This window comes from Tatumella sp. JGM94, assembly GCF_018257595.1.
In the GTDB taxonomy this organism is placed as follows: Bacteria; Pseudomonadota; Gammaproteobacteria; order Enterobacterales; family Enterobacteriaceae; genus Tatumella; species Tatumella punctata.
On record NZ_JAERJN010000004.1, the window covers coordinates 150,075 to 164,945 of the forward strand.

General features: G+C 52.3%; 13 protein-coding genes. 6 read left to right on the forward strand and 7 right to left on the reverse strand.

Translation table 11 applies throughout. The features are described from left to right. The first annotated feature begins 515 nt into the window (after positions 1–515). Together JK216_RS04675 and JK216_RS04680 are read left to right on the forward strand one after the other, a co-directional pair. Positions 516–1,820 (forward strand): carbohydrate porin, encoded by a 1,305-nt coding sequence (locus JK216_RS04675; protein ID WP_249212998.1) that lies wholly within the window; start codon positions 516–518, stop codon positions 1,818–1,820. 165 nt (positions 1,821–1,985) lie between these two features. After that, on the forward strand, positions 1,986–2,570 hold the full coding sequence (locus JK216_RS04680; RefSeq protein ID WP_212707286.1) for an NUDIX domain-containing protein: 585 nt from the start codon (positions 1,986–1,988) through the stop codon (positions 2,568–2,570). 50 nt (positions 2,571–2,620) lie between these two features. Here the strand turns inward: JK216_RS04680 and JK216_RS04685 are convergent, their stop codons facing one another. The 5 genes from JK216_RS04685 to JK216_RS04705 all read right to left on the reverse strand — a co-directional run bounded on the left by JK216_RS04685 (position 2,621) and on the right by JK216_RS04705 (position 7,481). Continuing rightward, the gene (locus tag JK216_RS04685; RefSeq protein WP_212707285.1) at positions 2,621–4,261 is read right to left on the reverse strand and encodes a GMC family oxidoreductase; all 1,641 of its coding nucleotides are present in this window, start codon (positions 4,259–4,261) and stop codon (positions 2,621–2,623) included. Continuing rightward, positions 4,258–4,788 carry a sugar dehydrogenase complex small subunit gene (locus JK216_RS04690; protein ID WP_212710972.1) on the reverse strand — a complete coding sequence of 177 codons (531 nt, stop codon included), beginning with the start codon at positions 4,786–4,788 and terminating at the stop codon, positions 4,258–4,260. Before JK216_RS04690 ends, JK216_RS04685 begins: the two co-directional genes overlap by 4 nt. After that, positions 4,775–6,172, reverse strand: coding sequence for a c-type cytochrome (locus tag JK216_RS04695; protein ID WP_343877260.1), 1,398 nt, complete (start codon positions 6,170–6,172; stop codon positions 4,775–4,777). Before JK216_RS04695 ends, JK216_RS04690 begins: the two co-directional genes overlap by 14 nt. Positions 6,173–6,312: 140 nt before the next feature. Continuing rightward, positions 6,313–6,759 (reverse strand): DUF441 domain-containing protein, encoded by a 447-nt coding sequence (locus tag JK216_RS04700; protein WP_212710970.1) that lies wholly within the window; start codon positions 6,757–6,759, stop codon positions 6,313–6,315. Between the two features lie 65 nt (positions 6,760–6,824). Continuing rightward, a complete protein-coding gene (locus JK216_RS04705) occupies positions 6,825–7,481 on the reverse strand; it encodes an aspartate/glutamate racemase family protein (RefSeq protein WP_212709217.1) in 657 nt (218 codons plus the stop codon). 237 nt (positions 7,482–7,718) lie between these two features. On the opposite strand from JK216_RS04705, the gene JK216_RS04710 reads away from it, so the two are divergent. Next, positions 7,719–8,969: an alpha-hydroxy acid oxidase gene (locus JK216_RS04710; RefSeq protein WP_212711397.1), complete on the forward strand. Its 1,251-nt coding sequence runs from the start codon at positions 7,719–7,721 to the stop codon at positions 8,967–8,969. Positions 8,970–9,001: 32 nt separating this feature from the next. Here JK216_RS04710 and JK216_RS04715 read toward each other — a convergent pair whose 3' ends face one another. Further along, positions 9,002–10,027, reverse strand: coding sequence for a LacI family DNA-binding transcriptional regulator (locus JK216_RS04715; protein ID WP_343877266.1), 1,026 nt, complete (start codon positions 10,025–10,027; stop codon positions 9,002–9,004). Between the two features lie 268 nt (positions 10,028–10,295). Between JK216_RS04715 and JK216_RS04720 the strand changes: the two genes are divergently transcribed. Genes JK216_RS04720 through JK216_RS04730 form a run of 3 tightly spaced genes read left to right on the forward strand, consistent with a single transcriptional unit; the run spans position 10,296 to position 13,565 of the window. After that, positions 10,296–11,615, forward strand: a complete 1,320-nt coding sequence (locus tag JK216_RS04720; protein ID WP_212711398.1) for an MFS transporter — start codon at positions 10,296–10,298, stop codon at positions 11,613–11,615. A gap of 48 nt (positions 11,616–11,663) precedes the next feature. Beyond that, positions 11,664–12,824 carry a beta-propeller fold lactonase family protein gene (locus JK216_RS04725; protein WP_212709214.1) on the forward strand — a complete coding sequence of 387 codons (1,161 nt, stop codon included), beginning with the start codon at positions 11,664–11,666 and terminating at the stop codon, positions 12,822–12,824. Positions 12,825–12,863: 39 nt separating this feature from the next. Continuing rightward, positions 12,864–13,565, forward strand: coding sequence for a hypothetical protein (locus JK216_RS04730; RefSeq protein WP_212711399.1), 702 nt, complete (start codon positions 12,864–12,866; stop codon positions 13,563–13,565). Between the two features lie 47 nt (positions 13,566–13,612). Here JK216_RS04730 and JK216_RS04735 read toward each other — a convergent pair whose 3' ends face one another. Further along, positions 13,613–14,854 (reverse strand): cytosine permease, encoded by a 1,242-nt coding sequence (locus tag JK216_RS04735; RefSeq protein ID WP_212711400.1) that lies wholly within the window; start codon positions 14,852–14,854, stop codon positions 13,613–13,615. Positions 14,855–14,871: the final 17 nt, after the last annotated feature.

Here is a 14,871-nt window from a genome sequence, read left to right on the forward strand (position 1 = left end):
CTGACAGCACTCAATATCTATAGATGAGTGTGAATGGTAAATTTATAACACAATGAAAAAAAACGAATTATTTCAAATGATCGGGTAAAAAATCCGTTAGCCACAAATTTATCAGTACAGAGTAAATTTTCGGTTTCTCGGGGAATTAAACACCTGAGGTTCATAAACATTAAACAGTAAAAAAAGTAACAATAAATTAACTTTATTGTTTATTACTGTCATTTTTACTGTATAGTGCAGCCCGTTTCCGGCACAGAAACAGTCTCTGCACAGCGGCTCCGGAACAGAAAAATATTATTAAAATCCTATAGTACGGGGTTATCTGCTCTATGCCCGCAGGCTGTTGTCATCAGATTTTTTGTGGACCATATCTAAAATTTGAATAATTCAATTATTCTCAGCACGATATTCCAAAACAATTAACGGCCTGACTCATACAGTAAAACTCCCGATATTTAATAAGAATAACTATCATGACCAAATATAACGCAGTGCGCAGCCCCCTGAAAAAAAACATGCTATTAAGCCTGATTATTCTGGGTGCATCGGCTTATCCGGCAATCAGTTCTGCCGCTGATGCCTTCAGTGCGGCATCACCATGGATGTTTGGTGACTGGGGCGGAACCCGCTCGCAACTGAAGCAGGAAGGTGTGGATTTCCAGGTCAACTACACCATGGAATCGGCATCTAATCTGGCAGGTGGCTATCACACGGCAACCACTGCCCGTTACAGTGACCAATGGGGTTTTGGCGTTAACCTCGACCTGCAGAAACTGCTTAACTGGAATGATGCAGAATTCCAGATGACCATCACCAATCGTGACGGTAAAAATCTGTCAGACCAGATAGGCGATCCGCGCACTGGTATGTTGTCTTCCGTTCAGGAAGTCTATGGCCGCGGACAGACGTGGCGCCTTACTCAGTTCTGGTTACGTAAAGGATTTTTTGATCATATGCTGGATGTCAAAGCAGGTCGTCTGACCGTGGCTGAAGACTTCGACACTATTGACAGTAAGTTCCAGAACCTGGCATTCGGCAATGGCCAGGCAGGTAACTGGCGCGGTGACCACTGGTATAACTGGCCCGTATCACAGTGGGGTGGCCGCGTTAAACTGAATATCACCCCTGAGGTATTTATGCAGGTCGGTTTCTACAACCAGAACCCGTATAACTATGATCGCGGAGATGGCTTCCGCCTGGAATTCAGCCCGACGGTGGGTAATCTCGTGCCGGTGGAACTCGGCTGGACCCCGAAACTGGGCGCAGATAACCTGCCGGGTAATTACCGTCTGGGTTATTACTACTCTTCAGCCAATGACAATGTCTATGGTTCATGGCGTAACGCAGGCTACCATGATACGGCACATGCCTATGGCGGCTATCTGGTGGCGCAACAACAACTGACCAGCTGGCACGGCAGCGTTAACCGTGGCCTTACCCTGACGGTTCAGGCCGTGATGAATGACCATAAAACGTCTAAAACAGATAATTACCAGGCGATTGCGTTAACCTGGAAAGGGCCGTTTGATGCCCGTCCGGAAGATGAAATTGGTGTCGGTGCGGCGCGTATTCATGTCAACTCCAGCTACACCCGGATGTTACGCGATGAAAACCACTTTTATGGTGTAAACAGCTATAACAGCCCGACCTATCTGCCGGTACAAAGCGGTGCGGAATATGACTATGAAGTCTATTACAACGTCCAGGCCACCCGCTGGTTACAGGTTCGTCCGAATCTGCAGCTCGTCACCGCGCCCGGCGCCGTCAGCCGGGTGAAAAATGCCTTTGTTGGCGGTCTGAGCGCGAATATTAACTTCTGATCCTGCCCCGCGAAAGGCTGCCTGCGCAGCCTTTCCTTATGATATTTTCCCGTCCCCCATTACACTGACTTTCCGATAAACTATCCTGTTGTATCAGGCAGAGCCGTTGTGCTGACCGATAAACATGATGATCAGACGTCAGAATGACCCGATGGAGGCCCGGTAGTGAACTCAGCCAATCACAGAGTCCGGATAGTGGATGCCCAGACACTATCTGATGACTGGTACTTACTGAAAAAATATACTTTTGATTTTCAACGTCATGATGGTTCCTGGCAGCGGTTACATCGCGAAGCTTACGATCACGGTGACGGTGCAGCGCTGCTGTTATATAACCGTCAGCGGAAATCCGTGATCCTGACCCGGCAGTTCAGGCTTCCGGCCTTTATCAACGGCAGCGATGGTATGTTAATTGAAGTCGCGGCAGGACTGCTGGAAGGTGAACATCCCGAAGAGCGGGTCCGTAAAGAAGCCGAAGAAGAAACCGGCTACCGGATCAACAATATCGAAAAAGTGTTTGAAGCATGGATGAGCCCGGGATCGGTCACCGAAAAATTACACCTGTTTATCGCGGAATATCATCCCGGAGATCAGGTCAGTGACGGAGGCGGACTGCCTGAGGAAGGCGAAGACCTTGAAGTGCTGGAAATGTCTTTCAGCGACGCATTAGCCGCAATGCAGTGCGGGTCAATTAATGACGCTAAAACAATTATGCTGCTGCAATATGCGGCCCTGAACAAACTGATGTAACTACTTCTGACTGCCGGAAGAATCATTGCCGGCAGTCAGAAAGCCCGCGGTTACACCAGCACTGTTTTCAGCAAATGATCAGCCAGCCGTAAGGTTAACGCGGCCCCGGTCAGGGTCGGGTTCATACAGGATGCTGAAGGCATAACACTGGTCCCGGCAATATAGAGATTCGGGTGGTCATGCGTCCGGCAATCGGCATTAACCACCGAAGTTGCCGGGTCATCGCCCATAATAGTGGTGCCCATTATGTGCTGACGGTCCTGATAACCCGTATCAATTTTCAGTATCTTCCCGCCAAGTAACTGTGCAAAATTGGCAAAGTCTTTCAGTCCTTCTTCCTTACCCGCCTGCCAGTAATCCGTAACACTGTAGGATATTTCAGGTAACGGGATACCGATGGCATCCGTTTTGCTCTTACTCGGGACCACCCGGTTTTGCGCCAGTGGCAGTGTCTCAAAATCTATCGCAAAGTTCAGCGAGCGGGCTGACAGGGTACGTAGCTGTTCATCCAGTTCACTCCCCAGTACGCCTTTACTGAGCAACTCTGAGGCATAATCAGCCGTCGGTACGGTATTACGGACTTTGATTTTGTAACTCGGGAATTTTTTCCTGAACTCGCCATCCCGATGGTTCAGGTAGACCAGCAGCTCAGTCGGCCCCTGACCCGGCCACACATCCTCTGCCATCATAAAGTTCATACTGATACCCGTATGCCCCATCAGATTACGCCCCACCTGATCGGAAGAGTTAGCAATACCATTGGGGTATTTTTCTGAGGTCGACATCAGTAATAATTTAGGCGATTCAATGCCATAAGCTGCCACAATAAACAGGTCTGCGCTCAGAGAATGCTCAGAAGCATCGGGTTTTTTATACCAGATACGGGTAATTCTGCCCTGCTCATCGGCCTCTATTTTATAGACCACCGAGTTATCCAGCAGGGTTGCCCCCAGCCGTTCCGCCTGGTCAATATGCATAGACCCGTCATATTTGGCCCCGATCGGACAGACCGGATTACAGTTGTTGTTCCCGGCACATACCGGGCGGTTGCCCCACGGCCGGGTTGCCCGGCCATTAGGCTCCAGTACCGGGTGATAGCCGCCCTTACCTAATAGCTCACTCAGCCGGTCAAACATATAACTGGTTGGCAGACCTGGCATCGGGAAAGGCCTGGAACGCGGTGGCCAGGCATGCCCGCCATGGCCACTTTCATCCTGCCCGTCGACCCCGGAAACACCCAGTGCATATTCGGCTGCACAATACCACGGTTCCAGTTCATCATAGTCGAGTGGCCAGTCCCGGCCGTGACCATACAGGCTCTGTAATTTAAAATCGTTCGGGATCATCCGCCATAATGCCGAGCCAAAATGCCAGGTGGTGCCGCCCACCACCCGCAGATATTTAGTCGGGTATTTTACCGGCCCCATCTGCTGTAAGTAGTCTCCGTAAGTCGATGGGACATAAGGCAAATCGGGATACGGCGACCCGACCCCCTGCAGCTTCATATTGGTCAGAGACATTTTAAACGGCGAATTCCGGAACCGGTCGACAATCTGCTGGCGGGTCACCCGCGGACCGGCTTCAACAATAATCACCGATTTTCCGGCACCAGACAGCTGCGTCGCCAGCAGCCCTCCCATCACACCGGAACCAATAATAATGACATCTGCATCTTTTTTATTCTGACTCATACGGCCGGCCCCTGGTATGCGGGTTTATTATCAACAGCGGCCCAGGAAAGCGGGCCACTGCCATAGGTTGGCACCACAAGAATGCCGCGGGCAGGCAGATACATCATCGCTTCTGCATACGCGATAAGCTCCGGTTTGTCGTTACTTCCGACCACCCCGGTATACCAGGCAGAAATGATCTGCGCTGCCGCCTGCCGCAGATCCGACCCGACGGGATTATGCTGCAAAAACGGGTCAATATTCCGGTATTTTCCCGGCCGGATATCCTGCTGCAACAGTGCCAGCTTCCGGGGAAACTGATCATCATGGCGATGTAGCGCATCGTAATAACGCGCAGCCAGTAGCGGGTTTACCCGGCGGTTAACCAGAAATTCGGACAGCGGAATAAATCCGCTGTCATGTAACTCAGCCGCGGCAGCGCGTACCGCAGGAAATAACGAACCACACAACCCCGCCACCGACAAAATCCCCATTCCCTGTAGCAGGCGGCGGCGGGAGATAGCCGATGGATGATTATTTACGGACATGTTTCCCCCTTCTGCGTAATGCACTCACGATCAGCAGCAGAATCAGCACCAGAATAACGGCCCCCGCCGTCAGTATCGCCGGATGAGACAGGTAAGCAATCGCCGGTGTTGGGCCGCCTTCACGCAGGGTTTTCACCTGGTCAGCAGTGACTGTCAGTGCCGCGTTACCGTAATTTTTCAGAACGTAATTGGCCACCGCAGCGATCTGCTGATCAGTCAGCCGGTCGGCAAAAGAGGCGGCGGGGCCAAAGGCAGGCATTGCCACATACTGATCACCCGTATGACGGCGGACACCGAACAATATGGTGGCAACCAGGTTGTCCGGCTGTGCCGCTCCGGTCGCACTGTTATGAAATAACGACGGGTAAAACTGGCTGCCTTCACCATTCGCCTGGTGACAGTTAGCACAGCTGTTGCTGAATATCTGCCACCCGGCATCCGGATGCTCAGTAGCACGCAGTGCCGCTTCACTGTCAGAAGCTGCCCCCTGAGTAAAGCGAGACGTGAGAGCAGTTGCCGTGGAAGGCGGCACCTGACGCAGCCAGAGAACTATCGCCCGTAAATCCTCATCACTCAGATACTGCAGGCTGTTTTCAATAGCTTCCGCCATTGGCCCGGCGGCCTGTGCTTTACCCGCGACATGTCCGGTTTTCAGATACTGAACCAGTTCGTCATCGGTCCAGCTGCCGATACCGGCGGTCTTATCAGAGGTGATATTCGGCGCATACCAGCTGCCCACCTGTCCGCCGGATAAGGCCTGATCATTTTTCTGCCCCATCAGGAAGTTACGTGGTGTATGGCAGGCATCACAGTGCGCCAGCCCGTTGACCAGATAATTACCGCGATTCAGCTGTGCTGATTGCCGGCTGTCCGGTGTAAAAGGCTGGCCACCGGCAAACAGCATATTCCATATGGCCATACTGCTGCGGATGGAAAACGGGAAAGGCAGTTTTGTTGCCGGTACGGCAATATTCACCGCAGGAACATCATGCATAAAGTACTGATACAGCGCATGAATATCACTATTCGTCAGTTTACTGTAGGCGGTATAGGGCATTGCCGGATAGAGGTGGTCACCGCGGGCGTTAATCCCCTGACGCACCGCCCTGGCAAACTGGGCTTCCGTATAATGGCCGATCCCGTCGGTTACTGAAGGGGTAATATTACTGGCAATAATGTTCCCCATCGGCGAGGCAATCGCATAGCCTCCGGCCATCGGTGCTCCGTCATGGGGTGAGTTATGGCAGGCTCCGCAATCAGCGGCCACGGATAAATATTTTCCCTGCTCAATTATCGACGATGCCGGAGGATGGTCAGCGGCCTGCACCCCTGCCCCCGAAAACACCGAGAGCCCGATAATTAAAGCCAGACTGGTTGGTCTCACTTTTATACTCCTGCTCATTGCTTCAGTTATTTATCACCACACCTGCCCGGGGTTTCCGCACACTGCCGGACACCACAAACAGAAAATTAAAAAAATTTAAGGTATTGTTATCTAATAAAATTAACTGGATTTTTGAGTTATTATTTAAAAAACAGTAACGAGACCAGCCCTGCCGCAATCAGCGGGCCAACCGGAACACCTTTAAAAAAAGCCACACCGATAATTGTGCCAACCAGTAAACCGCCAACAATGCCCGGTTGCAGGGACAGAAAAGAAACCCCCCGCCCGCCAAGCCAGGACACGAAAATACCAATCACAATTGCAGCGACAGATTTCCAGTCAGCCAGGGTACGGACCAGGGCCCGCAGTGTCATATCGCCATTAGCCAGCGGGGCTATTACACCCACCGTCAGAATAATAATGCCGATATTCACACCCTGAGTTTCGATAAACGGAAAAAAGCGGGCCAGCGGAGTGATCCTGATGACCAGCAGAATTACTGCTGCATAAACCACCGCCATATTGTGGCCAATCATGCCCAGTGCTCCGATCAGCAGCAACAACAGGCAGGGAAGTAAACTATTCATGGTGTTTTCCCGCCATCACTGTCCTCCACCCTGTTATCGATCTGTCCGACACAATCAGAGAAAAATCAGCCTGATATTCGTTGTTTTAAAGCCTGTACTGCAGCATGGGGAGCCGTCAGCACCGGAGTGCTGACTTTTTCCTGCACCGCCGTTAATGCCCCGGAGGTGGAAAAATGCGCCAGCATAATGACATCACAGTCGGCCAGTTCCGGGGCCCTGTCAGCCACCAGCTGATTATGCTGGTGCGCATTGCCGCGGCGTAACAGATCTATTGCATCCTCCACCACCAGGGTTTTCAGGGTGGCATCACTGTTTTGTTGTCTGGCATAGTCCGCAAATTCTGCTTCCATAGTGACAACTGCGGGGGCAAAGGTTGCCAGCATACCAATACGTTTTCCGGCATTTAACGCTTCGGCAAACATGGCTTCATTCGGTTTAAGTACCGGAACTGGCAGCTGTTCGGCCAGCAGTTCTATCGCCGGGCCAAAGGCCGAACAGGTGACTAATATCGCCGACGCACCGGAAGCATATGCATAGTGACCGAATTTAACAAACCTATCACATAATGAAGCAGAGAGTGCTTTTTCTTTGGCACGGTCAGTCGTCAGGCTGTCATCAAGTAAATTAACCAGTAATGCCTCAGGCCATCGCTGTTCAAAAGCACGGTGAACAGGCGCCATTGCTACAGGAGTGGCATGCAGTAAGGCTATCCGTTGTGTCATCCGGTCCTCCGGGTCAGGGTGAATCAGAAAAAAATCTGCTCATTTCACTGGAGATTCTACTGCAGATATCAAATGTAATGGCTTACAAAAAAGTTATTATGGTGACGGGTGTCACAAAAAAATATGAACAGGATGTTAATTTACATTCCGGCAGCACAGAGTGTTACTGGTATTTTTGTAATCGCTTACATTCAACATCAGCGCCGGTCTGTTATCGGCCCTAAGGATGACTACTTCATGACCGTATCTCTTACTCCCGCCCCCCGGGAAAAATCGTCAGCAACGCCTGTGAGCCAGTCCCGCCCGGCAAACACCGTTGCGCATCAGTTTCGCGATTTACTGGCGCTCGACGATTTTGAACGTCATGCCAGAAAACGCCTGCCAGAGATGATTTATCAGTATGTCGCAGGCGGTGTCGAAACCGGCCGCGGGATTAGCGGGAATTTTGAGGCCTATCAGCAATATGCTTTTCTTCCACGGATGTTCCGTGATATTTCAGGAAGAGACCAGAGTACCGGGTTGTTCGGTAAGCACTGGCGGCATCCCTTTGGTATCGCCCCGCTGGGCGGGGCATCTTTTGTTTCTTACCGGGCAGATATGCATCTGGCGCGGGCCGCCAGACTTATGGATGTCCCGATGATCCTCAGTGCATCATCCCTTATCCGGCTGGAAGATGTGATTGCAGAAAATCCGGATGCCTGGTTTCAGGCCTATCTGGCAGGTGATCAGCCGCGGATTGACCGGCTGATCGGGCGGGTGGAACAGGCGGGTTACCAGACACTGGTGGTTACCGGAGATACCCCTATGCTTGGTAACCGTGAACACAATACGCGCAGCGGTTTCAGTATGCCGATCCGGATCACTCCCAAAGTGATGTGGCAGAGTGCGACCAGCCCCCGCTGGCTGCTGGGGACAGTGGCAAAAACCTATTTGCGTCACGGGGCTCCGCATTTTGAAAACACAGATGCTGAGCGCGGCCCGCCGATGATGTCGAACAAAGTACGTAACACCCACGCCAGGGACAAACTGAACTGGACACATGTTGAAGCTATACGCCGCCGCTGGAAAGGTAACCTGGTAATTAAGGGCCTGATGACCCCGGCCGATGCCTTTATCGCCCGTGACTGTGGCGCCGATGCGGTGATCCTGTCTAATCACGGCGGCCGGCAACTGGACTATACGGTGCCGCCGCTGCATACCCTGCCGGAAATAGCTGCCGGTAAAGGGACAATGAAAGTCATTATTGACAGCGGGATCCGCCGTGGTACGGATGTACTGAAAGCAATGGCGCTGGGTGCTGACTTCGTATTTCTGGGACGCCCGTTTCTGTATGCCAGTGTTGTCGGAGCGACAGCCGGCATCGAACATGCCATGCATATCCTGAGAGATGAAATTGACCGGGATATGGCGCTGGTGGGCGTAACAACCCCGGCGGCGCTGAATAAAAGTTATCTGCGTCGCGGTCCCTGGTTTGATAAGGACCTGTAACCGGCCTGCAGGCCGGTTTTCTGACCAGCCGACTATTGCGGAGCCGAACCGGTACTGCCGCGAATAATCAGCTGCGGGGTAACACAGGACAGGGACTCTGCAGGATGACCGTTCAGGGTGGCCAGCAGGTAACTGGCAGCTAAACGGCCTATACCTGCCAAATCCACCCGCATGGTGGTTAACGGATGCTCCAGATGCTCAGCGAATTCGTAATCATTAAATCCGGTGATCGAGATATCATTCGGAATACGTAAATACCGTTCTTTTGCTGCACGCATTGCGCCAAATGCCAGTAAATCATTACCGCAAATCACCGCCGTCGGTGGCTGTGGTCCGTCCAGCAGACGGAACATTGCCTGGCGGGCATCATTCATCGTGAAAGCATTTTCGATACAATTCTCTGCAGCCAGAGATAAACCGGCATGCTGCAGCCCCTGACGGATCCCTTCCAGCCGCTCTGACAGGCGATCATTTGACGGCGGACTGCCGAATATCACCGCAAAATGCCGGTGTTTCAGCGCCAGAAGGTGTTGCAGCAATTGCTGTGAGGCCAGAATACTGTCATAACCCACTGCCGGTCGCTGCGGATCGATAGAAAAGGTCTGAATACAGGGGATCGGGTGCTGTTGCAGGCGCTTCCATAGCTGCGGGTGGTGGGTATGCCCCACCAGCATCAGTGCATCAACACCATATTCCAGCAATTTATTAACTTCATTCAGCTCAGTATCCATATCGAAATCTGAGTTTGCCAGCAGCAGGGTATAGCCCTGCTGATGAATAATTTTCTGGAAAGCATCAATCGGCCGGGAGAAGGTTTCAATTGCCAGGGTCGGGACCACCGCCCCGATGGTCATACTTTTACGTGAAGCCAGCGTTCTGGCGGCGCGATTAATCACATAGCCCAGCTCTTTACAGGCCTTTTCGACCGCTGTTTTTCTTGACTCCCGGACAATAGCACTGCCATTAAGTACCCGGGAGACGGTCGCCGTTGATACACCGGACAACCGGGCGACATCTTCCAGAGAAACTCGTGCCGGGGTGATTTTATCAGCCATCATCCATCTCCTAAAAAGTGATGCTCTCCACAAATTTTATACAGAAACCGGCCAGTGCAATGAAAGCGCTTACTTTGACCTTGACTGGTATTTGTAATCGCTTACTTTACGTAATGTTAATGAGTTGGGTTAATTAAATATAACAGAGATACAAAATTTACCATTCATTAACAAACTGATGATGCCAAATCATCTCTCTGCCTACCCTGCATATAACAAGTCACACCAGAGCAGACATAACTGACGGGTGATAATTGTAAAGGAAAATCTCATGCGCAAGTACCCAAAAATACGCTGGATGATGATACTTTTCTGCTTTTTTGCCATCGCAATCAACTATATCGACCGGATAAATCTGGCGATTGCGGCACCGCATATCAAAAAAGATCTCGGGCTGGATGATACCTCGATGGGGCTGATCCTCGGTGCCTTTTTCTGGACCTACGCACTGATGCAAATTCCTGCCGGGCGCATTATTGACCGGCTGGGTACCCGTATCGGCCTGGCGGTCGCCGTCGGCTGGTGGTCACTTTTCACCGTATTCACCGCCTTTGGCCGCGGTTTTACTTCACTTTTTATTTCCCGGTTGTTACTGGGGGTCGGTGAATCCGGCGGTAATCCCGGTTGTGCTAAGGTTGTCGCCTGCTGGTTTGCCAAAAAAGAGCGGGCCACCGCCAGTGGTATCTTTGATGCCGGTCCGCGGGCAGGCAGTGCGCTGGCATTGCCTCTGGTCGCCTGGCTGATCAGTGCCCGGGACTGGGAAACCTCTTTTGTGGTTACCGGGGCGCTGGGATTAGTCTGGGTCGTTATCTGGCTGATGTTTTATCGTGACCCCGAAGAAAAACAGGGACTGGATGAAACAGAACGCCAGAATTTGCTCGAAGACCGTAAGATGGTCATTTCCAGCCCCGATGAAAAAATAAAACTCAGGACACTGTTCCGCCATCGTACCGTGTGGGGCATGATGATTGGCTTCTTTTGTATGAACTTTGCCACCTATTTCTTCGTCACCTGGTTTCCCACTTACCTGACAATGTCACAGGGCTTCTCCCTGAAAGAACTGGGTACCCTCGGTGCTATCCCTGCGCTGATGGGGATCCCCGGCAGTCTGCTGGGCGGGCTGACTTCTGACTGGTTATATAATAAAGGCTTCAGCCTGACGGCTGCCCGTAAGACCTGTTTAATTGCCGGTATGCTACTCTCTTCGGTGATCGCCTTTGCCGCATTCACCTCAAGCATCACCCTGATCCTGACGTTATTTTCCCTGACCTACGCCGGACTGGCCTTTACCGCCGCTAATATCTGGACTCTGCCAGCTGACGTGGCTCCGGGCTCCGGTTATGTCGCCACACTGGGCGGGATCCAGAACTTTGCCGGTAACCTCGCGGGGATTGTGACCGCCTCCTTTACGGGGGTGATGCTGAGTATCAGCCATGGTTCTTTTGTGGTTCCGCTGGTGGTGGCGGGTGGTATCTGTCTGTTTGGTGCCATCACTTTTATGTTCATTATGGGCAAAGTTGAGCCACTGGATCTCGGTGGCGGAGACCCGCAGTCCCCCCAGCCTGTTGCCCGGCCGGGAAGTACTTACTGATATTGTTGTCAGCGGATCACGCCATTTACCCCATCAATGAGGTTCCGAATGAAAAAGATATTATTCACTGCGGCCCTGGTCGGCTTATGTTCTGTGGCTGCCAGTGCCGCCGCAACACCACAGACCTTTGTCTATATTTCCAATGCCGCAAGCGGGACAATCTCTGCCTGGGCGCTGGATAAGCACAGTCAGACGATGCAGCCTGTCGCTACCTATCCTGCGGCAAAACAAGTGATGTCATCCGTGGTATCACCCGATAAAAAAACTCTGTACGCAGCTATCCGCAGCAAGCCTTATCGGGTAATGAGCTGGCACATTGCGGATAACGGAACACTGACACCTGCCGGCGAAACGCCTCTGCAGGACAGCATGGCCTATATATCACTGGATCGCAGCGGGCATTACCTGTTATCAGCTTCGTACGGCGGGGACCTGTTTACGGTAAATCGCATCAATGACAAAGGACAGCCCGAAGCACCTCCGGTACAGATTGTCCATACGGGTAAACGCGCTCACTGTATTCAGACTGACCCGACGAACCAGTTTTTATATGTATCACTGCTGGGTGCTGACCAGTTCTTACAATATCGTTTTGATCCGTACAGCGGCAAAGTCACTCCGGCAACACCACCCGCCGTCAATATTCAGCATGAAGCTGCCACCGGTCCGCGTCACTTTATCTTTGCCCCCCGGCCGGCGGACGACGGTAACCATTATATTTATCTGCTCACAGAGATGGCCGGTAATATTCAGAAGCTGAAACTGAACAGGGATGGTACCGTGACACCACAGGAAGCCACGCCTTCTATTGCACCGGAAATCGCCGCCACGATGCAGAAAGGCGAAGCCAGGCCACTGACCGGCGATTTTGACCTGCCCGATACCCCGAAACCACGCATCTGGCAGGCCGATATCCATATGACTCCTGACGGGAAGTTCCTCTACTCCACTGAACGCACCAATAGCCTGCTGACAGCGTTCTCAGTCTCCCCGCGGGACGGAAGCCTGCATTTAATCCGCAGTATTCATACCGAAAAACTCCCGCGCGGTTTTGCCATTGATAACAGTGGCCGTTTCCTGATTGAAACCGGCCTGCAGTCTGACCACTTTTCTCTGTACCACATTGATCAGCACTCCGGTGAACTGACACTGCTCTCGCGTTATCCGTCCGCTGAAGGTGCCAACTGGGTCACAGTGGTAGAAGGTTAACCAACGGTATTAAAAGTGATTATTCATGAGGGTGTTAAGATGCCGAAAAAAACGCGATGCCTGCCGGGTCTGCTGCTTGCCACCTTAAGTATGCCGCTAATCAGTCAGGCGGCAGAAAAAGTCGTCCCGACTCACCTCGAACCTCTGCACCATGTGATCCTGGAAAATCAGTATCTCACGGTGATGCGGGTGATGATCCCGCCGGGGGTCTCCACCCTTTTCCACCAGCAACACCTTGATTATGTGAATACCCACATTGATGGCAGTCCGGTCACGATTGCTTATCCCGATAAGCCGCCGGTCAGCAGCGTAATGGCAAGTGGTAACGTGAAGTTTGGTGCTCATCAGGGAAAACAGGATATTGATAAAGTCACCAATACCGGTCAGACAGTCAACCAGCAGGTGGCGTTTGAAATCCGCCAGCACGGCCCGTTGCATTTTGCTGAAGCACGCCGCCCCGCTCTACCGCAATTCAGCCAGGTCCTGGATAAACCAACGGTCAGGGGCTGGAAAGTCACCCTGCAGCCGGGAGAGAGTACCACGCCTTACCGGCAACACGGACCGGGGGTTCGGGTGTTCTTCACCGAAGGACGTGTTCTGATCAGTGAACCAGGAAAACCTAATCATGACAGAGAGTTATGGGTACATAAGGGGGATGCGTTTCTGACTTATCCGGGAGAGACCGGGATGACCGATGGAGGCGACAGCACGATGATATTTAATGATTACGAGCTTCGCTGATCTCCCGACAGCACCGTTCCCGGAAAGCGGGACCGGTGCTGTCGGCCTCAGAAACTACGCTGACGGGCTGTGCGGGTGTGAACTCCTAAGGCACACACGCAGAACAGAACGGCGGACAGAATAGAAACCATCGCGACAGAATATTGCGCTGCTTTCAGATAACACACCGTACTGCAGATAACAGAAAACAGCCAGCTACTGAGCAAGCAACCCGGCGCATAACGTCCCTGTCCGGCAATCATCCAGCCAATGATCGCGCCACCGATCCCCGGCACCACAATACCCAGTAAACTTAACCAGTTCACCAGCCAGTTACTGATCCCGGCCAGTGCCAGGCCAGTCCCCGTGATCCCTAAAAGGACAACTAATTGGCGGAAACTCAGTGGGATCACCGAACTCCAGCCAGAGGCGGCATTATATAAGCCATGCGTCGCGACCGAAGCACAGTTAATCACGAAGAATACTGCGGCAAATACCGCAAATAAGGAACCGGACCGGGCCAGTAAATGGGCAAAATCACCATCAGTCGCCTCACCGGTGGCGGCAACCACCCCGCCCAGTAACATCGGCAGGATATTCGCCACAGGAAAAGCTGCCAGAGACGCAATAACCGCCTGGAAAGGTGTTTTTGACCAGCGGGTAAAATCTGCGGTCAGCGTTCCCGAGTCAACAAACACCGAAATAGCCATCGTAACGCCAATACCCAGAGCCAGGCTATGGCCGGAAGGCGGAGTATAGTCCAGCACCTGCTGCCAGCTATGGTGCCGGAAATTAAGTCCCACACTCACAGCACCGGTAATAATAAACAGCACGATAGAGATAATACTGACCGGTTTCAGCATTTGCATACCGGCCATTGACAGCAGCGTAAATACTGCACCTGCCGCCACCACTGACCAGCCTGAAGGCCATCCGAGCAGACTATTCAGTCCGTGGCCTGCCAGCCCGGTCTGCACTGCAAACCAGCCGACCACCAGCCCGGAAAGAAATACCGCAATCAGTTTCGCCCCCACAGGACTGAAGATTTCCCGGCAACTTAAGGCAAAGGTTTTCCCCTGCTTTGCCGCCAGAGCACTCAGGCAGGCAACATACACTGCAAGTATAATATTGCCGGTGATGATCGCCTGCATACCGCGGATAAAGCCGAGACTGGTGACAATTTGTGCTCCGACAAAAGCACCCACCATCACCATCGGGAAACCGGCCCACACGACTGCGACAGAAAACAGACTTTTGCGGGCAGCCGCAGGGACTGCCTCGTGTTCATACTCACCGGATGATTCAGACACGATATCAATTACCTTAC